Source organism: Paludibacterium purpuratum, assembly GCF_004363805.1.
In the GTDB taxonomy this organism is placed as follows: Bacteria; Pseudomonadota; Gammaproteobacteria; order Burkholderiales; family Chromobacteriaceae; genus Paludibacterium; species Paludibacterium purpuratum.
Genome location: NZ_SNZP01000003.1, coordinates 22,450 through 46,713, shown reverse-complemented (window position 1 = coordinate 46,713; position 24,264 = coordinate 22,450). Strand labels below are relative to the sequence as shown.

Below are 24,264 nucleotides of genomic sequence, written 5' to 3'. Positions count from 1 at the left end.
TCAGCGGCGGGTCGGCAGGGTGACGGCGTCGCCGGCCTTCAGGCCGAGCAGGCTGCCGGTCATGACCACTTGTCCCGGCGCCACGCCGGACACGGCCGCCTGGCGGTTGGTCTCCGAGCGCAGGCGCAACGTCACCGACTGCCGGACAAGCCGGCCCGCTTGCACGATCATCACCCAGGGCTGCCCGTCGATATCGTGTACGGCCGGCAGCGGCAGGGCCACCAGGTCATCGATCCGCGACAGCGCGATACCGCCTTGCACGAACTGCCCGGCGCGCAAGTGGCTGTCGCGATTATCCACCCGGATGTAGACGGCGAAACTGCGCGTGCCGGACATCGCCACCGGGTTCATGCGCACAAGCCGACCCTGGAACGTTTGCCCGCCGGCCTCGGTGCGAAACTGCGCCGCCATGCCCAATTTCAGCCGCCCGACCAGCTGCGACGGAATGCTGGCCGTCACCTCCATCACCGACAGATCGGCGATGCTGAACAGGTTGACGCCGCGTTGCGCCTGCTCGCCCGGATTGATCTTGCGCTGATAAAGCACGCCGTCGATCGGCGCGCGCAGCACACTGTCGGCCAGCACTTTGCGCGCGCGCATCAGCTGTGTCTGTTGCACCCGGAACTCGCCCTCGGCGATGCGGAAATTACTCGATTCCTCTTCGAACGCCAGTTTGGAAATGAAGCCCTTTTGGAACAGCTCGCGCTGTTTCTCCAATTTGATACGCGCCAGCCCCAGCTTGGACTGGTAATTGGCCAACTGCGCCTCCTGCTCCATCAGGGCCTCGCGCGCCACGCGGCTGTCGATGCGCGCCAGAACCTGATTGCGATGCACCGTCTCGCCCTCGCGTACCGGCACCGCCAGTACCGTACCCTCCAATTCGGAGCCGACCACGCTGCTCGACAACGGATTGAGCGTACCGGTGAACGGCAGGCTGTCGACCACCGCCCCCTTCTGCGCGACCTGGACATCCTCTGCCGCCAACAGACGCGACACCGGCTTCTCGGGCGCCGCGGGCTCGTGCTCGCCGCACCCCGCCAACACGCCGATCAATAGCACAAAGAACAGTCGATACATCGCGCGGACTCTCATCTCAAAGGGACGGGCTCATGCCATTGGGCAGCAGCAACCACATGCTGCCGGCTTGTTTCATTCCGCCGGCGTTCATGCCGGCCTCGGCGCCGAAGCCCCAGAAGAAATCGGCGCGCAAAGCGCCGCGAATGGCATTGCCGGTATCCTGCGCGTGCATCAACCGATTGAGCGGCGCCTGAGAATGCGGCTGCGTGGTGGCCAGGTAAACCGGCGTACCGAGCGGGATATAGTGCGGGTCGACGGCGATGCTGTAGCCATCGGTCAGCGGCACGCCGAGCGCGCCGAGCGGCCCATCGTCATTGCCCGGCAGCGTGCGGAAAAAGATATAGCGCGGGTTGACGTTGAACAGCGCCTGCTGGCGGTCGGGATGGAGGCGTACCCAGTTCTGGATGCCGCTCATCGAGGCGGCGGACAACGGCATCTCGCCGTGGTCGGCCAGCCAGCGGCCGATCGACTGGTAGCCGTAACCGTTATTGTCGCCCACGCCGACACGCAAGGTGCTGCCATCGTCGAGCTGGATGCGGCCCGCCCCCTGGATTTGCAGGAAGAACAACTCGACCGAGTCCTCGACCCAGGCCAACACCGGCGCCCGGTCGACCCCGCGACCGGCGGCGAGATCCGCCCGAGTGTAATACGGCACCAAGCGACCGTTGTCGATACGCCCCTTGAGCAGGGCGCGGCTTTCCGGCGGGAAGTCGGCCGGATTGACCAGAACTTCTCCCGGCCCGGCCTGGGTGGCGCCGGGCACCAACGCCAGACGGTTGTTCGCCACGCGGCGCGCCACCCATGGCCCGGTATTGCGCGCAGAGGCCGGCAGCGTCAGCGAAAGCAGATCGTCCGGCACGCCGTACAACGGATACGGCGTCGCGGCGCTTCGACTGCGGCTACCGTTTAGGATCGGCTCGTAATAGCCGGTGATCAGCCCGCTGTCGCGCGCGCCATCATGCATTCTCCAGGCGGTGAAGTGCGCTTCGAAAAACTGATGGATCCCGGCATTGTCGGCGCTGGCGAGCGCCGATACGCCCTGGCAGGGCGCCGACCACTGAGGCTGGCGCGCCACCACGCGGCAGCTCTGCCGCAACGCCTGCAACGAGGTGGTCAAATCCTGCTGTTGCCAGTCCGGCAGCGCACCGACCGGCTCGGGGCTGAAACTGACCGAGCCCGACGTCGCTGTCGGCGTCGGGCGCTGCGCCGTCGTGGGCGTTGCCGGCAATGGCGGCAGACTCGAACACGCGGTCAGCAGGACAAGGGGAAACAGTAACGGCAGAAAACGCGGAGACAGCGGCATGATGTATCGAACGGAAACGAAGGAAGTCAGGAGTGTAGCCCGCCCTCCAGACCGCGCCAAGCCTTGATTCTTAAGCATGACCAAACGACGGGTGGGTGGCCGGCGGCATCGCGGCCGGCCGCCGACGGCGGGCAATACCTCAGACGGTCGGGCACAAACGGTAGCCGACGCCGGTTTCCGTCAGTATATGGCGCGGCATCGCCGGATTGTCTTCCAGCTTCTGGCGCAAGTGCCCCATGTACACCCGCAGATACTGATTGCTTTCCGAATACGACGGCCCCCATACCTCGCGCAGCAACTCGCGATGCGTCAGTACCTTGCCGGCATCGCGTACCAGTACGCTCAGCAGTCGATATTCGACCGGCGTCAGCCGCACCTCGACGTCCTGCTTGTACACCAGCCGGTTCACCGGATCGACCCGCACATCGCCGAATTGGAACACTTGGCTGGCGGAGGCGCTATCGCGCACCCGGCGGCGCAACAACACGCGCACGCGCGCCAGGCACTCGGCCACGCCGAACGGCTTGGTCAGGTAATCCTCGGCGCCGGCGTCCAATGCCTCGACCTTTTGTTCCTCCTGGGTGCGCGCCGACAGCACCAGGATCGGCACTTGCGACCATTGACGTAAACGACGGATCACCTCGACGCCATCGAGATCCGGCAGGCCCAGGTCGAGAATCACCAGATCCGGCTTGCGCGTCTCCACCTCGATCAGGCCCTGGCGACCGGTTTCGGCCGCAAAGACACGCATGCCCTCGCTCTCCAGCGTGGCCGACAGGAAATGGCAGATCGACTTTTCATCCTCGATCAAAACGATGGCAATCGGCAATTCGCTCACGACATCACTCCTCCGGCACCACCGGGGGATGCCCCAGCGGCAGGGTAAAGGTGAAACAAGCACCGTGCGGCACACGGTTGCTGCCCTGGATCGTACCGCCATGCGCCTCGACGATCGAACGGCAAATGGCCAGGCCCAGACCAACGCCTGGCGTGGGCGATTCGAAAGTACCGCGGGTGAACTTGTCGAACAAGCGCGATTCCAGCCCGGCGGGCAGGCCGGGGCCATCGTCGCAGACGGAGACGGTCGCTTCGCCAATGCCGACTTCGGCCGAGAGGCGGATGGTCGACCCCGGCGGCGTGTACTTGCCGGCATTTTGCAGCAGGTTGACCAACACCCGCTCGATCAGCACTTCGTCGAAGGCCAACAGCGGCAAGTCGGCCGGCAGCTCGATCTGCAAATGATGGCCGACGAGCGAGGTATCGGCCGAACGCAGCGCACTGCCGACCACGTCGTCCAGCAACTGCCACTGCTTGTTGAGCCGCACGCCGGACTGCAGGCGCGCCATATCCAGTAGGTTGGTCACCAGGTTGTTCATGCGCAACGCTTCGTCGTGGATCGAATGCGCCACGTCCAGCTGCTGCTCGCGCGACAGCGTCTGCGCCAGCAGTGTCGACAAGCCGACCATGGTGGTCAGCGGCGTGCGCAGATCGTGCGAGATCGCCGACAACACGCTGTTGCGCAGCCGCTCGGACTCCATGGCGACAATCGCGTCCTGAGCCACCTCGACGTAGTGCACGCGTTCGAGTGCCAGCGCGATCTGCGCCGCACACGTCTCCAATAAGCGCTGCTGCTCGGGAATGAAGACCTCGTGCACATCCTGCGGCACCAGCGCCAGCACCCCGCGCGTGCGCATCGGGGCCTTGAGCGGCATGTACAGGGCGGCGTTCGACGGCAAGGTATCGGTGCCGAGGCCGGCTGGCTGCTGATGGTCGTACACCCACTGCGCCACGCCGACGTCGGCAATGCCGGTCGAAAGTAAGGCGCGAACCTGCTCGTGGCTATTGGGCGTCAGCACCTCGCAACGCGCCTGGAACAACGCCTCGACGTGGCTGGCACCGATTTCGACGATCTGCTGCGCAGTCAACGCTCCGGCCAATTCGCGCCCCAGGTCGTACAACGCCCGGGTACGGCGTTCGCGATGTGTGGCGATGCGCGCAGAGAAACTCATGCGCGCGGTCAGTTGGCTGATGGTCAAGGCCACCGACAACATGACGATGAAAGTGACGATGTACTGGGTATCCGACACCGAGAACGACATGCGCGGCGGCACGAAGAAAAAGTCGAACAGCGCCACCGAAATGAAGGACGCCAACACACCCGGGCCACGGCCGAAGCGTACGGCGATCCCGACCACCACCAACAAGTAGATCATGATGATGTTCGACAAATCGAGCACGGAGGCCAGCACCCCCGCCAGCACGGTGGTGGCGGCCGTGACGCCGAATGCCGCCAGGTAGCCCAGCCGCTGACGCGCGCGCGCCTCGGGCGCCTCGAACAAGCCGCCGCCGGCATGACGGCGGCGCGAGCCGCCCTCCTCGCCGCCCGCCAGATCGTTACCGACCACGTAGATATCGAACTGGCTATTGCGCCGCGACAGTTCGTCCACCAGCGTCGGCCGAAACACCTGGGACCAACGGCTGCGGGGCGATTTGCCGACCACCAGTTTGGAAACGTTGCGGGAATGGGCATAGGCCTCGACCGTCTCCGCCAGCGCCGCGCCGGCCAGCACACTGGTCTCGGCCCCCAACTCCTGCGCCAACTTCAGCACTTTCAGCACGCGGTCGCGGCTTTCCTGCGGCAAGCGCTGCAAATGCGGCGTCTCGACATAGACAACGATCCAGTCGGCGTCGAGGTTGGCCGCCATGCGCTTGGCGCTACGCACCAGTTTTTCGCCGCCGGGCGCGGGCCCGAGGCAGATCAGCAGCCGTTCGCGCGCCTGCCAGACCGGTTTGATCGCCTGGTCGGCGCGATAGGCGCGCATCTGTGCGTCGACCCGGTCGGCCGTGCGGCGCAACGCCAACTCGCGTAGCGCCAGCAGATTGCCCTTGCGGAAGAAATTGTCGACCGCCCGTTTGGCTTGGTGCGCGATATACACCTTGCCGGCGTGCAGCCGCCCGAGCAGTTCCTCCGGCGGCAAATCCACCAGCGAGACTTCGTCGGCCGAATCGAACACCTTGTCAGGCAGCGTTTCACGCACCACGATGCCGGTAATCTGACCGACCACGTCGTTCAGACTCTCCAGGTGCTGCACGTTCAAAGTGGTGTAGACGTCGATGCCGGCGGCCAGCAACTCCTCCACGTCCTGCCAGCGCTTGGGATGGCGCGAACCCGGCACGTTGGAGTGGGCGAACTCGTCGATCAGGATCAAGGGCGGCGCGATCGCCAACGCGGCATCCAGATCGAACTCCTGCAGCTTGTGCCCTTTGTATTCAACCTCTTTCATCGGCAGCCGCTCAAGCCCGACCAGTTTCTCCTCGGTCTCCTTGCGGCCATGCGTTTCGACCACCCCGGCGACCACCTGGCCGCCGGAGGCGACCCGTTCCTGCGCGGCGCTGAGCATGGCATAGGTCTTGCCGACCCCGGCGCAAGCGCCAAAAAAGATTTTCAGCCGGCCGCGTTGCGCTTCGGCTTCGTCGCGTTTGAGCTGATTGAGCAGTTCGTCCGGATCAGGGCGCTGATCGGTCATGGTTGGTTCTCTCTACGCATTCCCGCCTAACGGCGGCAAAGCCCGGGCCCGCGCAGGGCATCCCGCGCAGGCCTCGGGCCCGATTCCGCATCTCGGTCGCTTACAGGCGATCGAGATCCAGGTTCAATTGCAGCACATTGACGCGCGCTTCGCCAAGAAAGCCCCATTGCGGCGGCGTGATGTGGCGCTCGACCAAAGCCTGAACCTTCTCTGCCGGCAGCTTACGCACGGCGGCGACGCGCAGCACTTGGTAAAAAGCCGCGGCCGGCGAGATATCCGGATCGAGACCGCTGGCGGATGCCGTCACCAGATCGACCGGCACAGCGCCTGCCGGCACCGGACCGGCGGCCTTCAGCGCATCGATACGCGCCTTGATGGCATCGGTCAGCGCCGAATTGGTCGGCCCCAGGTTGGATGCGCCGGAATTGGCGGCATTGTTCGGTTGCGGCGAGGTCGCCGACGGCCGGCTCCAGAAATAGCGATTATCGCTGAAGTTTTGCCCGATCAGGCTGGAACCGATCAGCTTGCCGTCCTTTTGCACCAGGCTACCGTTGGCCTGGCTCGGAAACAGCAGTTGGGCGGCACCGGTCATCAGTAGCGGATACAGCAGGCCGGTCAGTATGGTCAGCGCCGCAAACAGCACAACGGCGGGACGAATGGTTTTGCTCACAATATTCTCCTTTATGCCCAACCCATGGCGCCGATGACCATATCGATCAGCTTGATGCCGGCGAAGGGCACGATAATGCCGCCCAGGCCATAGATCAGCAGGTTGTCGCGCAACAGCTGCGCGGCGGCCTGAGCCTTGTACTTCACGCCTTTGAGCGCCAGCGGGATCAGCGCCACGATCACCAGGGCGTTGAAAATCACCGCCGACAGGATGGCCGAGTTCGGGCTGTTCAGATGCATGACGTTGAGCGCATTGAGCTGCGGATAAGTCGAGGCGAACGCCGCCGGAATGATGGCGAAGTACTTGGCCACGTCGTTGGCGATCGAGAACGTGGTCAACGAGCCGCGCGTCATCAGCATTTGCTTGCCGATCTCGACGATCTCGATCAGCTTGGTCGGATTGGAGTCCAAGTCGACCATGTTGCCGGCTTCCTTGGCGGCTTGCGTGCCGGTATTCATCGCCACGGCGACGTCGGCTTGCGCCAAGGCCGGTGCATCGTTGGTACCGTCGCCGGTCATGGCCACCAGTTTGCCCTCGGCCTGATGCTTGCGGATCAACGACAGCTTGTTCTCCGGCGTGGCTTCGGCCAGGAAATCGTCGACACCGGCTTCGGCGGCGATCGCCGCCGCGGTCAGCGGATTGTCGCCGGTGATCATGATGGTCTTGATGCCCATCTGGCGCAGTTCGGCGAAACGTTCCTTGATGCCGCCCTTGACGATATCCTTGAGCTCGATCACGCCCAACACGCGGCCGCCCTCGGCCACCAACAGCGGCGTACTGCCGCGCCGGGCCACCTCGTCGGCGATACGGCCGGCGTCTTCGGGGAAGGTGCCGCCCTCAGCCTGCACATGCTTGCGGATGGCGTCGATCGCGCCTTTGCGGATCTGGCGGCCGTCGTAATCGACCCCGGACATACGGGTCGTCGCAGAGAACGGAATGAAGGTCGCCTCGTGCTGCGTCAAGGAGCGGCTACGCAGGTTGAACTGCTGCTTGGCCAACACCACGATACTGCGGCCTTCCGGCGTTTCGTCGGCCAGCGAAGCCAGTTGCGCCGCATCGGCCAGCATCTCCACGCTCACCCCCATGGCAGGCAGGAAAGTCGATGCCTGGCGGTTGCCCAGCGTGATGGTGCCGGTCTTGTCGAGCAACAGCACATCCACGTCGCCGGCGGCTTCCACCGCGCGGCCCGAGGTGGCGATCACATTGGCCTGCATCATGCGGCTCATGCCGGCCACGCCGATGGCGGACAGCAGACCGCCGATGGTGGTCGGGATCAGGCACACCAGCAACGCCACCAATGCCGTGATGGTGATCGGCGTACCGGCGTGCGCCACGCTGACGCTAAACATCGAGTACGGCAGCAAGGTCACGGTCACCACCAGGAAGACGATGGTCAGTGCGACCAGCAAGATGGTCAATGCGATCTCGTTCGGGGTCTTCTGGCGCTTGGCGCCCTCGACCATGGCGATCATGCGATCGAGAAAGGTTTCGCCGGGATTCGCCGTGATGCGTACCACGATCCAGTCGGACAGCACGCGGGTGCCGCCGGTCACCGAAGAAAAGTCGCCGCCGAACTCGCGGATCACCGGCGCGGATTCGCCCGTGATAGCCGACTCGTCCACCGAGGCCACGCCCTCGATCACCTCGCCATCGACCGGAATGGTGTCGCCGGCCTCGACCAGCACCACATCGCCCTTGCGCAGGCTGGAACCGTCGATCACGGCCACCTTGGCGCCGTATTTCTCGCCGTCGAGCTTTTTGGCGATCACGTTCTTCTTGGCGCTACGCAAACTCGCTGCCTGGGCCTTGCTGCGGCCTTCGGCCAGCGCTTCGGCGAAATTGGCGAACAGCAGGGTAAACCACAACCACAGGGCAATGCCCAGGATGAAGCCGAACGAGGCCTCTCCCTTGCCCTGCATGGCCGGAATCAGCAGCAAGGTGGTCAAAATACTGCCGATGAACACCACGAACATCACCGGGTTACGCCACTGATTGCGCGGCGACAGCTTGCGGAACGAATCGATCAGCGCCGGTTTGACCAGGCTTGGATCGAACATCGACATATTTTTGATTGTTTGGCTCATTTTTCGTCTCTCCTGTCGTCGATTAGTGCGCCAGGATCATTTGCAAATGTTCGGCGACCGGGCCCAGGGCCAGTGCCGGCACATAGTTCAGCGCCCCCACCAGCAACACCACGCCGATCAGCAGCACCACGAACAGCGGCCCATGGGTCGGCAAGGTGCCGGAGGTCACCTGCAGGCGCTTCTTGCCGGCCAGCGAACCGCCGATGGCCAAAATCGGCACAATCATGAAGAAGCGGCCGAACCACATGGCGATGCCGGTCATGATGTTGAACCAAGGGGTGTTGGCCGACACGCCGGCGAAGGCGCTACCGTTGTTGTTGGCTGCCGAGGTGAAGGTATAGAGCAGCTCGCTGAAGCCGTGTGCACCCGGATTGGCGATACCGGCGCGACCGCCGTCGGTCAGAACGGCAAGGGCGGTCAGTACCAGGACCAAGGTCGGGGTGACCAGAATCGTCAGGGCGGTCATCTTCATTTCGAAGATTTCGATCTTCTTGCCCAGATACTCCGGCGTGCGTCCCACCATCAGCCCGGCGATGAACACGGCCAGGATGGCGAAGATCAGCATACCGTACAGACCGGAACCGACACCGCCGAACACCACTTCGCCCAATTGCATCAGGAAGGTCGGCACCAGACCGCCAATCGGCGTCAACGAATCGTGCATGGCGTTGACCGCGCCGCAGGAGGCCGAGGTGGTTACGGCGACGAACAGCATGGTGCTGTTGATGCCGAAACGGGTTTCCTTGCCTTCCATATTACCGCCCGCCTGAAGCGCGCTGGCCTGCTGGTCGACATTCAGATGCGACAGTGCCGGTACCCCCTTCTGCTCAGCCCACAGACCCACACTGGCCAGCGCGACGAACAGCACCGCCATGGCGGCGATCACCGCCCAGCCCTGGCGTTTGTCGCCGACCATGGCGCCGAAGGTAAAGCACAACCCGGCGGGAATCAGGAAGATCGCCAGCATCTGCAGGAAATTGGCCAGCGGCGTCGGATTTTCATACGGATGGGCCGAATTGGCATTGAAGAAACCGCCGCCATTGGTCCCCAGTAACTTGATGGCTTCTTGCGACGCGACCGGGCCCATGGCCAAGGACTGCGTTTTGCTGGTCAGCGTATCGATCACCGGCTTGCCGGCGGCATCCTTGACCGGATTGCCGGCTTTATCGAGGCGCGGCACTTGGTATTGGGTCGCCTGAACCGTGGTCGCGTCCTTGTACGGACTCAGGTTCTGAATCACGCCCTGGCCGACGAACAACAGGCCGAACACCACCGACAGCGGCAACAAGATATACAGCGTGATGCGCGTCAGGTCGGCCCACAGATTACCGATCGCCGCGGCGCTGTGGCGGGCGAAGCCGCGAATCAGCGCCACCACCACGGCAATGCCGCTGGCCGCCGACAGGAAGTTCTGCACGGTCAGCGCCGCCATCTGAACCAGGTAGCTCATGGTGCTTTCGCCGCCATACCCCTGCCAGTTGGTATTGGTCACGAACGACACGGCGGTATTGAAGGCCGAGTCGGGCGACACCGCCCCCATCCCTTGCGGATTGAGCGGCAAGAAGCCTTGGACGCGTTGCAGCAGATACACGAACAACGTTCCGATCAGGCTGAACAGAATCAGGCCGAAGGTATAACCCTTCCAGCCGGTTTCCTGCTCCGGATCCACCCCGCACAGGCGATAGATAAAGCGTTCGACCGGCACAAAGAAACGGACGGGACCTGGGGCATCCCCCTTGATGACTCGCGCCATGTAGCCGCCCAGCGGATACGACAGCAACAACAGCGCGACCAGAAAGGTCCCCAGCAAAATCAGGGCATCAGACGTCATGTTAGAAATTCTCCGGTTTCAACAGCGCATAAATCAGGTACACCAATAGCCCGATGGCCGAGGCGGCGCTCAACAGATAAATCAAGCTCATGACTTGCCCCCCAAACGCGCGCAACCTGCGATCAGCAGGAAGGTCAACAGCGCGAACAACAGCGTCAAACCTACGTAGATCAGATCCATCGCGATCTCTCCTTGTTTATCCATGGCGGGCAATACCGACTCGCACCCGCCTGATCATCCATGGTCGAACCTTACTTATTTGAATATAAAAATGGCGTAAAAAAGGCATTTACCCCATTCGTTTTCATTTACCGCCATCCCGCGCCGCATCGATCGATCGTTGATGGCTATCCCATGCCAAAATGTTCTGCCAGCCTTGTTTGTAACCCGATGAGCATGGATAATCATTCCATTTTTGCGGTTTGCCATGCAGCCCATCGTTTCCATCATCCTTCCCAGCTACAACGATCTCAGTTACCTGGAGACCACCTTGCGCTCGATCACGGCGCAAACGTTCACCAACTTCGAACTGATCATCGTCGATGACGGCAGCAGCGACGAAACCCCTGTGCGCCTGCGATCGCTGATTGCCGCCGACACCCGGTTGCGCTATGCCCGCCGCCAGCGCGGCGGCGTGGGCGCCGCGCGCAACACGGGCATGGAACAGACACGCGGCCGTTTCATTGCTTTTGTCGATGCCGACGACCTGTGGCATCCCACTTTCCTGCATACCTTGGTCAACGCCGCCGAAAACAGCAATGCCGATGTCGTACAGTGCTGGATGCACGGGTTTGCCGATGGCACCCCATGCAACTTTCCGCCGACTTATACCGTGGCCAGCAAAGGCTTGCCGGGACCGGAAGCCCTGCGCGCGCTGTTGACCGGCGAATTGCCGGCCAGCGTGTGCTGCCGGCTGTATCGCCGCGAAAGTCTGGGCAAGATGCGTTTCGCCGAGGGGCTGGTCTACGAGGATCTGGAGTTTTCCGTGCGCCTGATGGCGTCGATCTCCCGGCTGCAAGTCGTGCCGCTGGCGCTGTACGGTTGCCGCCAACGCCAACGAGGCATTCGCGCGCAATATGCCCCCTTCCTGGTGGAAGATCGCATCACCATCGTGCAACGCATCAAGGACACCCTGCAGCAGAGCCATCACTGGCCGGCTTTGCGCGCGGAATTCCAGCAACTGGCGGCCCGCTTTCTCGGCCGCGAGGGCTTCAAGGATCTGATCCGAGATCAATCGCTGGACGAGTTCCTCTACCAGCGCCTGCTGGCCAGCCTGAAAATCGACGGCGAACTGACGTTGGGCGCGCTGCGCAAGCTGCCGATCGATCAGGGACAGAGGAAATGGGTGGGGTTGCCGCTCTTGCACCCGTCGCTGGGGCGAGTGTTCCTCAACTACCAGCTGCGCCGGCGGCAAAAACGAGAAAAGGTTTAGGGTCGACAGACACTGACCGGCGGCGACAAGCCGCCGCCGGTCAGCGATACGTCACTCGGCGAATGGCGCGGTGGCGCCCGGCGCGCGCAACATCTTATTGACCTCGTCGAGATGTAGCTCTTCCTGCACGATCATCTCGCGCGCGTACTCCTCCAACAGCACCGACTTTTCGACACTGATCTTCAGCAGCTCGTAGTAAGCGTCGAGCGCCTTTTGCTCATGCTGCAAGCTCTCGCGCAGAATGTCGCCGATGTCGTGGCGCTCGGTTTCCAGCAACGCGCCGATTTTCAACGAAGGATGACCGCCGAGCAAAGTCACCATCTCGCCGGCGCGGCGCGCATGATCGAGACTCTCGGTGGCGTTGTCCTTGAGCCAGGAGACGATGGGGATACGGTTGTAACCGTAGACCATCAAGGCGTAGTGGGTATACTTCACCACCCCGGCAAGTTCCAGCTCCATTATGTGGTTCAACGCGGCAATGGCCTTGGTGCTGTCTTTGGCATTCATGCGGATCTCCTCTAAAGGCCCCCTCATCGAGATGGGCGAACCTTTCGAATGTAGCACTTCATCCGCCAAATACCTGCCTAGAGCGGCTGGCTCGCACGATTGAGCCGGTCGTGCACCGCCGCCCAGGCCGGCGAATCGGGTGGTGTCTGGATCATCAGCCGCGCCGCGGCCAGATGGTCGAGCTGGTAGAGCGCATCGTACAGCGCTCGCGCGTAAGCCTTGGGGTCGGCGCCCAGATCCAGCGCCGGACCGGCGCTCGGTATGGCGCCGCCGCACCACAGCCAGGCGGTGGCGGCATCGGCCAGCGCATCGTGCGGCGGCGTATCGAAACGCCAGGCTGGGGTATGCGGCGCATAATGCCGGTGGTGCTGTCCCGGGACGCGCAAGCCGCCGTGAGCACCCACGACCAATTTACTGCCCAACACCGCTTCCAGCTCGGTCACGGCGATCATGCCATGGCGCAACAGACGCGGCGGCTCGCCGGGCAACAGCCCGACGATGGTCGACTCCAGCCCCACCTTGCAAACGCCCCCATCCAGAATCAGCAAATCCTCGCCGGCGAACTGGCGTGCCACATGTTCCGCCGAGGTCGGACTGATCGACATATAGCGATTAGCCGACGGCGCCACCAGGCCGCCGCCGAAACGCCGCAGCAGTTCGCGCGCCTGCGGGTGCGAAGGCACGCGCAAGGCCACGCTGCCCTGACCGGCGGTAATCACGCGCGACACATGATCGGCCGCCGGCAGCACCAGGGTCAGCGGGCCGGGCCAGAACGTTTTCATCAGGCGCTCTGCGGCGACCGGCACCGACTTGACCCAATTGTCGGACTGCGCGGCATCGGCCAAGTGCACGATGAGCGGGTTGCTGGCCGGACGGCGCTTGAGCTTGAAGACTTTTTGCACCGCGTCCAGATTGCAGGCATCCGCCGCCAAACCGTAGACGGTTTCGGTGGGTATGGCGACCAGCAGGCCCGAACGCAGACGCGCGCAGGCCTGATCGATATCAGTGGTGAGAGTGGGGTTCACGGCAACGATCATTCAGACGAGGATGCCTCATTATCCATGCCGACGCCCAACTAGGCAAAATCTGACCTGCCCGCCGCATCGGCGGCGAAGATCCATGCCGGAATCGACCGGGTGCATAAATTGGGAAAATCCCGCACCGAGGCATGCCCGTCGGCGTCGCCGGTCACCATGCGCAGCAGTAAATCGGTGTCGGCCTTGAGGAACAAGGTCGCCGGCCCTTTGCCCGGCCGCTGGTAAGTCCAGGCATCGGCAACCAACCCCAGCACTTCGTGCCGGCCATCGTGACGTGCCCGGTGCTCGCGCAACACCCCCTGGGGCAAGTACAACTGCTCGAATAACGCGGACTCCTCCGCCAGCGGCTGAGCGCTGAGCTCGACGCCGTCGCGGCCATAGGCCACCTTCTGCTTATGCGTGCGGCGCGCGCTGGCATTGCCGGTTTCCGACATCCACAAGCGGTAACCGGTCGTACGTTCGGACCAAGGATTGAACAGACCATCGATACGACAGAGATTGCGCGTGTAATCGAACCAGCAATAACCAGAGCTGATTTGATCCTCCGGCATCATCGGCGACCAATACGAGATGTAGGCACTGCTCCATTGCTGAGGCAGTAGCGGCGGAATCCGGGTCATCGCCATCTCCTAGCGGGCCAGCGCGTAGCCAAGCTCGCGCCCCAGTGCCTCGGGCAGCGGCGGCAACGCCTTGCGCCGGGCATCGAAGTGCTGCGCCAGTTCGGCATGATTCAGGTGCATGCGTTCATCGATGGTCTCGAACCACAACCGGCTGCAATCGGCATGCGACTTGAACAGTTGCACCAGCGGTAGCACGTGCGCATTGAAATTGGCCAACGCAGCGGGCAGATCGGCTTCGGTACACAGCGCCTTCACCAACAGCTGGGCCTCGACCACCGCCATGGTCGTGCCATGGCCAATGGAGAAATGCCCGGATTGCAAGGCATCGCCCAACAGCGCCAGACGGCCTTCGGCGGCGGTTTCATGGCTGAGCGTCATGAACTGGCGCCAGCCCTGCGCAGGCTGGCCCAGCAGGGCATGCCCGCGCAGGGTCGACTGGAAGACATCGGAGATGAAGGTCGCCGACTCTCGTTCCGACATCCGTTCGAGTCCGGCACAGGCATGGGTCGCGGCACTACACTCGACGATGAAAGTACTCATCCGGTCGGCATAGCGATAGGCATGCGCGACGAACGTGCCGGTCTCGTGCGCCCGGAAAATCAGGTTCATCTGGTCGAAAAGCCGCGTGGTGCCATACCAGATGTAGCGATTGCCGCCGTACTCCAACCGCGGCCGCAGCGCCTCGGCCATGCCGTCATGCTTGTGGCCGACGCCATTGGCGACGACGACCAGGTCGAACTCGCCGCCGACGCCGTCGGTCACGTTCGTCGGCGCGGCGCCGTAACGAATTTCAATGCCGAGCGACTGGCATTTCGCCCGCAACGCATGTACCAGGCCGCGCCGCCCGACACCGCACATCAGCACGCCGATCGGCATCCGGCTCGATTGATCGCCATGGACGAATTGGAATTCCTCCAGGAACTGCGGATTCAGCGTGTCGGCATCATCCAGATAAGACAAGGGGTTGGCCGGATGCTGGCCGGGCCGGCCTGGCAGCACCACCCCCCAGCCGGTCACCGACTCCGGATCCTGCTTTTCGATCATGCGGATACGCCAGTCGGGCCGAGCCAATTTCAGTTGACTGGCAAATACCAACCCCGCCGGGCCCGCACCAATAACCAGAATATTCATCAGTTGACTCTCCCAAATTTGTACCAAACGTTCTGCTTGCGCTGAATTTGCTGCAACACGTCGTACGGTACTGCGGTGAAGTACAGCTTATCGGCCATGTCCGGCGGAAAATGCCGGGGAAATTTCCGGTGCATGTAGCGCGTATAACGAGTGCGCAAGAAAAAGATCGGGCTGGCGCTACTTAAGACGTCGTAATTGGCGCGCGCCATGTCCTGCATCGCATCGGCCTGCACCTTGCGTTGCTGCGTGAATGCCGGCAGCACCCGGAGCAGATCGTTACCGTATTGATCCAACAGGCTATCGAGGCTGCGCGCGTCTTCCAACGCCATATTCATCCCCTGCCCCAGGAAAGGCGCGGTAGCGTGCGCCGCGTCGCCCAGCAGCAGGGCGTGGTGCTTGTAATGGAAAGTGCTGGAACGGACATTGATGAGGTCGTTGCTGGGTTTGACCAGGAACTGCGCCAACATCTCGTCGAGCGCCCATTGCGGCAAACCGATGAAATACTGGCTGAAGAACGTCTTCATCGACGTCCGGTCTTCGGATGCCAGACTGGGTTCGCCGTGATAAGGCAGGCAGACCGCAATGCTGACGCTGCCATCGGGAATGGTCGCCGCCCGCCCGGCGAACAAGCCTTTCGAATCCATGCCGAAGAAATACAGCAGGTCTTTGCGGAATCCCAACGCTTCGGCATCGGGCAACACCAGGGTCTTGTAACCATGGCGGAAGAAAGTCTGCTGGAACTCGAAGCGCCGCAGGCTATTTTGCATGGCCTGGCGCACGGCGGAATAAGCGCCGTCCGCGCCGATGATCCAGTCGCCTTGCAGGCGTCGTATCTGGCCGTCCGCGGCCTGCAGCAGCACCGACTTCTCCTCCAGGTCGACGTCCAGGCATTTCTGCTCGAAATCGTAGGTCACGCCAAGCGCCACGGCGTGGGTATTCAGCAAGCGCTGAAAGGCCGCCCGGTTCAACGACAGCGGGTACATCTCCTCTTGCGGCCGCAAATCGCGCACCCGGTATTTACCGCCGACACAGAAAGCCATACCGACGATACGCTCGCCGCACTGCTCCAGTTGGTCGCGCGGGATGCCGGCGGCCAGCACCGCCTGGATGCCGCGTACCGTCATGCTGACGCCGATGGCGCGAGAACTGACCGTATCGACGTATCCGCCGATATCGCAGAGCGGATCGCCGCGTTTTTCCACCACGTGCACATGAAAACCGCGCCGCGCCAGATAGATCGCCGTCAACCCGCCGGCCAGTCCGCCTCCGACAATGATCACTTTCTGCATTTAAGCCTCTCTCGTTACCTTGCCGTCAGCCAGATCCATCAGCTGACGGGTATAAAAGTCCAACAATTCCCGTGGCGCGGCACCGAGTCCGCCAGGCGCCATGGCCACCGCCTGTGCGCTCAGCGCCCGACAGCGCTCGGCCAACATCCGACAGCCTTCGACATAATCGTCGGCGACGCCGGCGCCTATCGGCTCGGGCACCGGCGGGCCGGCATAGCGACCGGGCTCGCCGGACGGCAATTGCATCAGGGCCAGCGACAACGGTCGCAACCAGCCGGTCATGAGATCGATGGCGGCATTCATCAGCCGAGAGCGGCGCAGGCTGCCCAGCGGCCGCTGTGCGAAATGCAGCGCCATCATCTGCAACATCAAGTCGTAACCGCCTTGATAGAGCGCCATCAATGTCCGGGCCTGCTCATCGAGCACCACCGTGCACCCCGCCCGCTCGCGCAGCACCGGATTCTTCAGTACCGGCAGCGCCGGTTCGAACGGCACCGGTTGTTGCAGCAACTGGCTGTTCAACTGCCGCAAGCGCTGGAAATGCGACTGGGCAAAATGCGCCGAGTCCAATGCGGCGCCCTCGCCTTGCGCCGTCACGAAGTCGATGGCGAACAACGCGCTATCGCGGTCGAACACATCCAATTGATAAGCCGGGTAAGCGCGGTTGGTCAGTTCGTTCAGAAAGAGGTGGTGCTCGCCGCCGCACTTGCCGTCGACGCCGACGAACAGTGCCGGCAGCGTCGCAAGCGCCTGGCGGATGGCGGCATAGAATCCGGCGATGGAGGGGCCGGGCGCGGGGATAAAGTTCGGCCATTCCCAGCGAACGAAACGGGCCAGCACATGTTCGGAAAACGGCTCGAAGGCGAATTCGGTATCCAGCCCGAAAACCTGTCGCGCCTCCTCGCCGACCAGCGCACGCCCCGGATAGAACGGCTCGCCCAAGGCCATCAGCAGATTGTTGACCACCAGGTAGTGGATCATTTCTTCATGCGCGATTTCCAGCAAAGTGCCGCGCATACCGCCATCGCGCCGGCGGTCGCCGCTGCCGCAAGCCAGCGCGAGCTGTGCCGGCTGCCATTGCCCGCATGCCACGCGCGCCTGGCCCTGGGCATAGGAGGGAATCGAATAGCCGGCGAACGCGTACTGCAGCATGATGGACAACTCTAGATCCACCGCCGTCTTCAACGCCGCCACCAGCTGTGCCCTGTCGCCGATAACCGGCGGTTCGGCTGCGGTGACAACCGGTGCGGCCGCCGCCTCGACATGCGCCAGGTATTTCAGGAACAACATGGCCTTCGGCTCGGACAGTTCGCGAGTACTGGGCATGTAATAGCTTTTATCGCGGTTTTGCGGGTCGCACATCTGCCACATCAACCGGGCGTAGGTTTCGCACTTGCACCGGTCGGCCAGACTGAACACCTTGTCGGCCATGAAGGGATAGATCAGTTCGTAGTAACTCATGACGTGCCGGTACAGGAAGGCATAATCGACCGCCTCGACCGGGGTATCGGCCAGATGCCAATCGTCTGGCAAGACACGCAGATGCACAAACGCTTCGCCATCGCCCAAGTACAGACGCGCGCAACCGGGCCGCTGGCCGGCGAGCGTCACTTCGAGGGCGTTGTCGCGCACCAGCGCCGACGCCTGCGCCTGCCCTTCGCCCTCCACGCGCAAAGCCAACGCCGGATACGGCCGATGTTCGCCGCGCCAGTAGCTCTGAACCGTCAGCGCCTGCGGGAATACCCGGCCGCGCCGACGATCCGGCGCTTCCAAATACAGATTGTCGCTGTCCGACTGCGAAACCCACTCTTGCTCGTCCCAGCGCACCCAATCGCCTTGCAGGCTGAGCGCACCGACGGGCTCGGCCAAGCACGCCACGTCCAGTACCCCATGATGGCGCCAATAGTCGAGATACACCGCTTGCGGTACGCGCGCGATTGCGCATCCGAGCTGATCGCGCAACACCAGCTCGCCCAAGGGCAGTTTGGCGGCCAGCATCGGCGTCGGACGGCCCTCGCAGCTAGCGCTGCGCGCCGAGAAGGGAATACTGGTCGGCATATTGAACGACACATGCTCGGCGCCGATACGCACCGTCATCGGCCCGAGCGCCGTATCGCGCGGCAGCAGTAAACGCCCGGTCGGGTAAGTGGCCAGCTCGTTTCTGCGCCACAAGCCGAGTACGCCGACCAGCTCGAAGAAGGCCGGCGAGTTCGGCCCTGGCGGGGGTGCCATATTGAACAATGCGTACTGCACCGTCAGCCCCAGCACCGACTCATCCGCCATCGCCTGCCGCAAGTGCGTCAAGGCGGTGAAGCGCTCGGCCTCGGGAGAGAACAGGAAGTGGGCGTCGGCTTTTGCTAGCGAAAACTGGAACAGACGGGCGCGGGCGAAATCCTCGCGCAAAAAATGTTGGGGCAACTCCAGGATATGACTGCCGTGCACCCAGCGTGCCGAGTGCGCCTGCGCCAGGTCGGCCGAAAACAGCGACGGCGCATGCGCGGCCGTCTCGCGCTCGCCGATGACGAACTGCCCGGCGTAAATCTGCACCGCGTCGGGTCGGGTCGGATCGCTATCCACCCAGCGAGCGCGGTTGAAGGTCGTTCTCAGGTAGTCGTTATAGTGCCCCCACAACGACAACCGGGCCCCCACCAGGTCGTCATCGGTCACCGGCGCGCCGACGTCCGTCTGCACCGCGCTGACCGTCACCGCCTCCCAGGAGAAATGGTTGTTGCCGCAAGCGTTGAACCCGACCGCCTGGCTGAAGATACCGTCGGCGTCGGGATGCCCCTCGGCATCGAAGCGCGGCCCCAGTTGTTGCAGATATTGGTGGAACACGGTCGGCGGCAACGCGAGATCGAAGGGTGCACCCGCCATGCGGACCGTGTTGCTGGCCATATCGATCTGGCCGTGTTCGTTACGGTTGGCGGTCGGTATGTTCGCGCGGGCATGGCCTCTGAAATACAGCCTCGGAAAATCAAGAACACTCATAGTTAGAACCGGGTGCGACGATTAAGAGGACAAACGCGCGAGCAACAGCCGACAAGCCTCGCCGGCGCTTTGCAGGCTCCCTTCCATCCAGCCGCAATGCGCGGTGTACGCATCGGAGCAGGCGATGATGCCGTTTGTCGCATGCCGCAAGGCCAACGGATGCCTGTCGGTGCCCGACTGATGGAATTCGACGCCATGCCGCCAAAAATGGTGCAGCTGGTGACTGGGTTCGGGGATGGCGGCTTCATCCAGTCCCAGCGCTTCGGCGAGATAGCGGCGCACCGTGGTCAAATACCATTGTTCGCCATCGGCCAGGCAACTTCGCCAATAGCTGGCACTCTCGCTGTCGTTGTAGAAGAACACGTACCGATCGCTGCGGAAGTACACCTTGCGCAACGGGTTGTCGACGATCCGCACCTGGTCGCTCAGGCCATGCGCCAGCCACCACGGCTGCGAATAGAACAGGAAGCCCTTGAACAACGGTAGCGAGCCATAACTCGCCGTGCTCCAGGCTTGCGGAAAATCCAGATTGAGCAGGCGCATTGCGGTCGGCGGCAGCGCTAGAATCAAATGGCGGGTTTCGTACGTCACCACACGCTCCTGCTCATCGAGCAGCGTCAGACTGTAGCCATCCGGCGTGGCCGTCACCGACTGCAAGTGGTGATGCAGACTAAACGCCGCCCCGCCCGCTTCCGCACGTGCCTGCATCTCCTTCAGCAGCCCCTGCATGCCGCCCTCGACGCAAAACCACGGATTGGCGCCGTTGCCGGTCAGAGCCTGCGTCTCGGGATGCGAGCCGACAATGCCGTCAGCCATGGCGGCCGAAATAGTCGGCAGGAACAAGGCGTCGTAGCCGAGCGAGCGTATCAGGCTCGTGGCCGTTTCGCGCCCTAGGCGGCGGCCGAGCGTCGCAAAAAACGGCTCCTGGCGCAGCTCGGCCGGCATGGATGACAGTTCGGCCAGTGCCGCCCGTACCGCCTGCTGCGTCGGGCTCTCGGCCGTCTGGCCGGCGAACGGATAAGGCTGGCTCTTGCGATCGTGGCGCTGCAATATATTCAGCACATGCGGATGAAGCGCCGGGCTATATCGCTCAGCCCCCAACTCGACCGGCTGGCGGCCATCCGCCGTGCTGGAGCGAATCCGCCCCCCCACCTCTGGACGCAGGTCGAAGACGCGGATCGACAAGCCTCGGCAAGCCGCCGCACTGGCTAGTTCATTCGCGCAGTAGAGCCCGCCGACCCCCGCCCCGATAATGCAAATATCCGAAAAAACCCTCATCACCTTCCCCTGGCGTATGTCATCCGCACGGCCCAGCCCCACCACCATAACAATCCAAAGGCATATAAACACAACCAGCCAATGCCAAAGTCATTAACGGAACTTAGCCACACCAGCCAGCAACATCAATCATATTGCTGGACAATCCAACATAAACTGTCCCAACGGGCAGGTAAAAGCAGTGGAAAATGCTACATATCGGCAAGAGAAGGGCGAAAAGCGGCAACAGGCAAAACTGGGGGTGGGCGGTGCACCATGCGATGGTGTTTATTATTGTTATCGCAATGAGTAGAGTGACTGCTTATCGACATTCCCTTTCACGCGATACGTCGCCCACTTTTAGAGCCTGTTCACACTGTTAGACGGGCGAGGAAACGACACTGAAGCCCAAGTCAGACCAACATGCCGCCCGCAACGTCCGCCGCCTGCTACTCGGTCTGACAGGCATTGCCGCGCTATCGTCGGCGGCCTGGGCGTCTGCCTTGCCGGCGGCTCGCCGCGACTGGCGCGTCGGTGCGGTACTGCAGGCGCCCTATCTCCAGCAAAGCGCGCACGGCCCTTGGCTGGAAGGTGCCGATGTCGAATTCATGAATCTGCTGGCAAGCCAGAACGGCCTGCATCTATCCTGGCGGGTATACCCTAATCAGAACGCACTGGATGCGGCGGTCGAGCGCGACGAAGTCGACGTGGCGCCGGGCATGCAGCAGACACCCGCCACTTTGCGGCATTGGCTGTTCTCGCTCCCCTACCTCAGGGTTCCGCACAAGCTGGTGGGCTTCCGCGCCGAGAGCGCCGATGTGGTGGAGCTCGACCGCCTGGCGTTGAACGAACGCCTGGCCATCGATCAATCCAGCGATGCTTGGCAGTTCGTCGAGCGCAACTACCCCGAGTTGACGCGGCTTCCGGCGCGATCGGATCGCCAGGCCGTGCAGGCGGTCGAGCAGCAACGCGCGCAATACGCCATCGTCGACGAAGCGCAATTGGCGCTCTTGTTCAAAGAGCCGGCTTTCTCCAACCTGGCGGTCGTCGGCGATATCGGCGATACCCGCCTGTTGCGTCTTGCGGTGCGCAAGGATTGGCCCGAACTACCAGCGCTGCTCGACCAGGCACTATCGCAACTACCGCCCGAGCGTCTGGAAAAAATCCGCGCCACTTGGCTTCGTCCCAACTATCCACGCCTACTCGACACCATCGTCTTTTGGCAGCGCCTGACGCTGGCGCTAACTATCGCCGCACTACTGGCGCTGGGCCTGTGGCGGCGGCAACGTCGCGCTCGCCGGCATGCGGAAGCGCGGCTGCTGTCGGCCTGGCAAGAGCTGGAAACGCGCAACGCCACCGAAGCCGAGCTGCGGCTGTCGCAGTTTTCCATCGACAATAGCACCGTCGGCATTTTGTGGGTCAGCTGGGATAGCCGTATCCGCTACGCCAATCGCACGGCCGAGCGCATGCTGGGCTATGCCCAAGGCGCGCTACTCGCGCGCCGGCTCGCCGAACTCGAACCGCTGCTCGATAGCCACACCTGGCTCGATGCCTGGAACCGGCTGCGAACAAACCACGAGATCCAGAGCTTCGAGACCCAATGCCGGCGGCTGGATGGGCAGCCGCTGGCGGTGTCGGTCACGCTGAGCTTTCTGCAATTCGGCCGCGCCGAATATCTGGTGGTTTATCTCAACGACATCACCGAGCGTTACATGGCGCGCGCCGCACTGGCCGAAAGCGAGGCACGTTACAAGAGCATGGCCGCCAATGTGCCGGGTATGGTGTTCCGGTTGGAAACGCCGCAAGCCGGCGAGCCGCCGCGCTTAGCCTTCGTCGGCGCCGCCAGCCAGCATCTGCTCGGCTATCCGGCACAGACGGTGCAGGGATGGTCGCAGGGCTGGCGGCAGGCGGTCGACGAGGCCGATCTGCCGGGTTATCTCGCCGCCTGGCATCAGGCGGTCGACGAGGCGCGAGATTGGCGCTGGCAGGGCCGCCTGCGCCATCGTGACGGCCATTCGAACTGGGTCGACCTGCGCGCCAGCGTGCGACGTTTCGACGACGGCCGCCGGGTCTGGGACGGTATCGTCTGGGACATCAGCCAGAACAAACACCACGAATTGCAACTGGCCGAGTCGCGCAGCCAATTGCGCAGCCTGGCGGCGCACCTGGAATCGGTGCGCGAAGAAGAAAAAGCGCGCATCGCGCGCGAGGTGCATGACGAACTTGGACAGATTCTTACCGTGCTGCGGCTGGAAACCTCGATGTGCGAGCTAGGCTTCGCGCATTTGGACACCAAGCTGGCCGAACGCTTGGGCAACATGAAGAAGCTGATCGAAAGCACTTTCCAGATCGTCCGCGACGTCGCCAGCGCCTTGCGACCGCCGGTGCTCGACGCCGGACTCGGCTCGGCCATCGAATGGCAAGCGCGGCGCTTCGAGAGCCGCACCGGTATCGCTTGCCTGGTGTCGGTACCCGATACGCCGCTGCATCTGGACGACACCCAGGCCATCGGCCTATTCCGCATTCTGCAAGAGGCGCTGACCAATGTGCTGCGCCATGCCGAAGCCGCGACCGTAAGCATCGGTTTAAGCGCGGAGGCGCGCCGGGTGAGCCTCAGCATCGCGGACGACGGCAAGGGCTTTCAGCCCGAGCGGCAACCGGCCGGCCGCTCCTTCGGCCTGGTCGGCATGCGCGAACGCGTGTGGCTCTTAGGCGGCGAACTGCAGATCGACAGCCAGCCCGGACAGGGCACCACACTGCTGGTGCGGCTACCGGTCGATTGCCGAGAGGAAATCCAATGATCAAGGTCATCATCGCGGAAGATCACGCCATCGTACGCGAAGGCATCAAGCAATTGGTCTCGATGGCGCCCGACCTGAGCGTGGTGGGCGAGGCGACCCATGTCGGCCCGTTGCTGTCGCAACTGCGCGCCACACCGTGCGACGTGGTGCTGCTCGACATCTCCATGCCGGGCGGCAGCGGGCTGGAGGCCATCGCCCGCATTCGCGCACTCACGCCGGCCCCGGCCATCCTGATGTTATCGATGCACGATGAAGTACAGATTGTGGCCCGCGCCCTCAAAGCCGGCGCCGCCGGCTACGCCACCAAGGACAGCGACCCGGCGCTGCTGCTCTCCGCCATTCGCAAAGTGGCCGGCGGCGGCCGCTACCTGGAGCCGGCACTGGCCAACCGCATGGTGTTCGAGGGAGGGCTCGACGACGAACGTCCGCCGCATACCCTGCTGTCCGAACGCGAGTATCAAGTCTTCGAACGGCTGGTGCGTGGCACCAACGTCAACGAAATCGCCCTGCAACTGGCGATCAGCGCCAAGACGGTCAGCACCCACAAAGTTCGGCTGATGCAGAAGCTGCACGCCCACTCGGTCGCCGACATGGTGCGCTACGCCATCGAACACCACCTGCTCTAGGCCCAAACCAATCGTCGATCGGCATCCAATGTGTAGGGATATCCCTACCTATAGCTAGGACTTCGACCGACAGCAAAATCCGTC

Annotated in this window: 18 protein-coding genes; 3 read left to right on the top strand and 15 right to left on the bottom strand. The window is 63.1% G+C overall.

Translation table 11 applies throughout. The features are described 5' to 3' along the window. The 8 genes from DFP86_RS04235 to kdpF form a co-directional block, all read right to left on the bottom strand. The gene (locus tag DFP86_RS04235) at positions 1-1,077 is read right to left on the bottom strand and encodes an efflux RND transporter periplasmic adaptor subunit (RefSeq protein ID WP_166642144.1); all 1,077 of its coding nucleotides are present in this window, start codon (positions 1,075-1,077) and stop codon (positions 1-3) included. A gap of 16 nt (positions 1,078-1,093) precedes the next feature. Then, a complete protein-coding gene (gene mltA / locus DFP86_RS04230; RefSeq protein ID WP_243729300.1) occupies positions 1,094-2,380 on the bottom strand; it encodes a murein transglycosylase A in 1,287 nt (428 codons plus the stop codon). 139 nt (positions 2,381-2,519) lie between these two features. Continuing rightward, complete coding sequence (gene kdpE / locus DFP86_RS04225; protein WP_133678770.1) at positions 2,520-3,218, bottom strand: two-component system response regulator KdpE; 699 nt, start codon at positions 3,216-3,218, stop codon at positions 2,520-2,522. Between the two features lie 4 nt (positions 3,219-3,222). Continuing rightward, positions 3,223-5,907, bottom strand: coding sequence for a DUF4118 domain-containing protein (locus DFP86_RS04220; RefSeq protein ID WP_133678769.1), 2,685 nt, complete (start codon positions 5,905-5,907; stop codon positions 3,223-3,225). A 100-nt stretch (positions 5,908-6,007) separates the two neighbouring features. Beyond that, a complete protein-coding gene (gene kdpC / locus DFP86_RS04215; RefSeq protein ID WP_133678768.1) occupies positions 6,008-6,577 on the bottom strand; it encodes a potassium-transporting ATPase subunit KdpC in 570 nt (189 codons plus the stop codon). An 11-nt stretch (positions 6,578-6,588) separates the two neighbouring features. Continuing rightward, positions 6,589-8,661, bottom strand: coding sequence for a potassium-transporting ATPase subunit KdpB (kdpB, locus tag DFP86_RS04210; protein WP_133678767.1), 2,073 nt, complete (start codon positions 8,659-8,661; stop codon positions 6,589-6,591). A gap of 22 nt (positions 8,662-8,683) precedes the next feature. Continuing rightward, positions 8,684-10,492 carry a potassium-transporting ATPase subunit KdpA gene (gene kdpA, locus DFP86_RS04205; RefSeq protein WP_133678766.1) on the bottom strand — a complete coding sequence of 603 codons (1,809 nt, stop codon included), beginning with the start codon at positions 10,490-10,492 and terminating at the stop codon, positions 8,684-8,686. 1 nt (position 10,493) lies between these two features. Beyond that, entirely contained in the window at positions 10,494-10,583 is a 90-nt protein-coding gene (gene kdpF, locus DFP86_RS04200; protein WP_133678765.1) for a K(+)-transporting ATPase subunit F, read from the bottom strand. A gap of 336 nt (positions 10,584-10,919) precedes the next feature. Here kdpF and DFP86_RS04195 point away from each other — a divergent pair, with 336 nt between their 5' ends. Continuing rightward, positions 10,920-11,924: a glycosyltransferase family 2 protein gene (locus tag DFP86_RS04195; protein WP_133678764.1), complete on the top strand. Its 1,005-nt coding sequence runs from the start codon at positions 10,920-10,922 to the stop codon at positions 11,922-11,924. A gap of 51 nt (positions 11,925-11,975) precedes the next feature. Here DFP86_RS04195 and DFP86_RS04190 read toward each other — a convergent pair whose 3' ends face one another. The 7 genes from DFP86_RS04190 to vioA form a co-directional block, all read right to left on the bottom strand. Then, the gene (locus DFP86_RS04190; RefSeq protein ID WP_133678763.1) at positions 11,976-12,431 is read right to left on the bottom strand and encodes a ferritin-like domain-containing protein; all 456 of its coding nucleotides are present in this window, start codon (positions 12,429-12,431) and stop codon (positions 11,976-11,978) included. A 77-nt stretch (positions 12,432-12,508) separates the two neighbouring features. Next, a complete protein-coding gene (locus DFP86_RS04185; protein ID WP_208108221.1) occupies positions 12,509-13,456 on the bottom strand; it encodes an L-threonylcarbamoyladenylate synthase in 948 nt (315 codons plus the stop codon). 50 nt (positions 13,457-13,506) lie between these two features. Further along, positions 13,507-14,088: a violacein biosynthesis enzyme VioE gene (gene vioE / locus DFP86_RS04180; protein ID WP_208108220.1), complete on the bottom strand. Its 582-nt coding sequence runs from the start codon at positions 14,086-14,088 to the stop codon at positions 13,507-13,509. 9 nt (positions 14,089-14,097) lie between these two features. Next, positions 14,098-15,219, bottom strand: a complete 1,122-nt coding sequence (gene vioD, locus DFP86_RS04175; protein ID WP_133678760.1) for a flavin-dependent violacein biosynthesis monooxygenase VioD — start codon at positions 15,217-15,219, stop codon at positions 14,098-14,100. Then, the gene (gene vioC, locus DFP86_RS04170) at positions 15,219-16,508 is read right to left on the bottom strand and encodes an NADP-dependent violacein biosynthesis oxygenase VioC (RefSeq protein WP_133678759.1); all 1,290 of its coding nucleotides are present in this window, start codon (positions 16,506-16,508) and stop codon (positions 15,219-15,221) included. Before vioC ends, vioD begins: the two co-directional genes overlap by 1 nt. Continuing rightward, positions 16,509-19,496: an iminophenyl-pyruvate dimer synthase VioB gene (gene vioB, locus DFP86_RS04165; protein WP_133678758.1), complete on the bottom strand. Its 2,988-nt coding sequence runs from the start codon at positions 19,494-19,496 to the stop codon at positions 16,509-16,511. 21 nt (positions 19,497-19,517) lie between these two features. Beyond that, on the bottom strand, positions 19,518-20,774 hold the full coding sequence (gene vioA / locus DFP86_RS04160; protein WP_133678757.1) for a flavin-dependent violacein biosynthesis tryptophan-2 monooxygenase VioA: 1,257 nt from the start codon (positions 20,772-20,774) through the stop codon (positions 19,518-19,520). 482 nt (positions 20,775-21,256) lie between these two features. On the opposite strand from vioA, the gene DFP86_RS04155 reads away from it, so the two are divergent. Both DFP86_RS04155 and DFP86_RS04150 read left to right on the top strand, forming a co-directional pair. Next, positions 21,257-23,554, top strand: coding sequence for a PAS domain-containing sensor histidine kinase (locus tag DFP86_RS04155; RefSeq protein ID WP_208108219.1), 2,298 nt, complete (start codon positions 21,257-21,259; stop codon positions 23,552-23,554). Next, a complete protein-coding gene (locus DFP86_RS04150; RefSeq protein WP_133678755.1) occupies positions 23,551-24,180 on the top strand; it encodes a response regulator in 630 nt (209 codons plus the stop codon). The genes DFP86_RS04155 and DFP86_RS04150 overlap by 4 nt, the downstream gene beginning before the upstream one ends. Positions 24,181-24,264 lie beyond the last annotated feature (84 nt).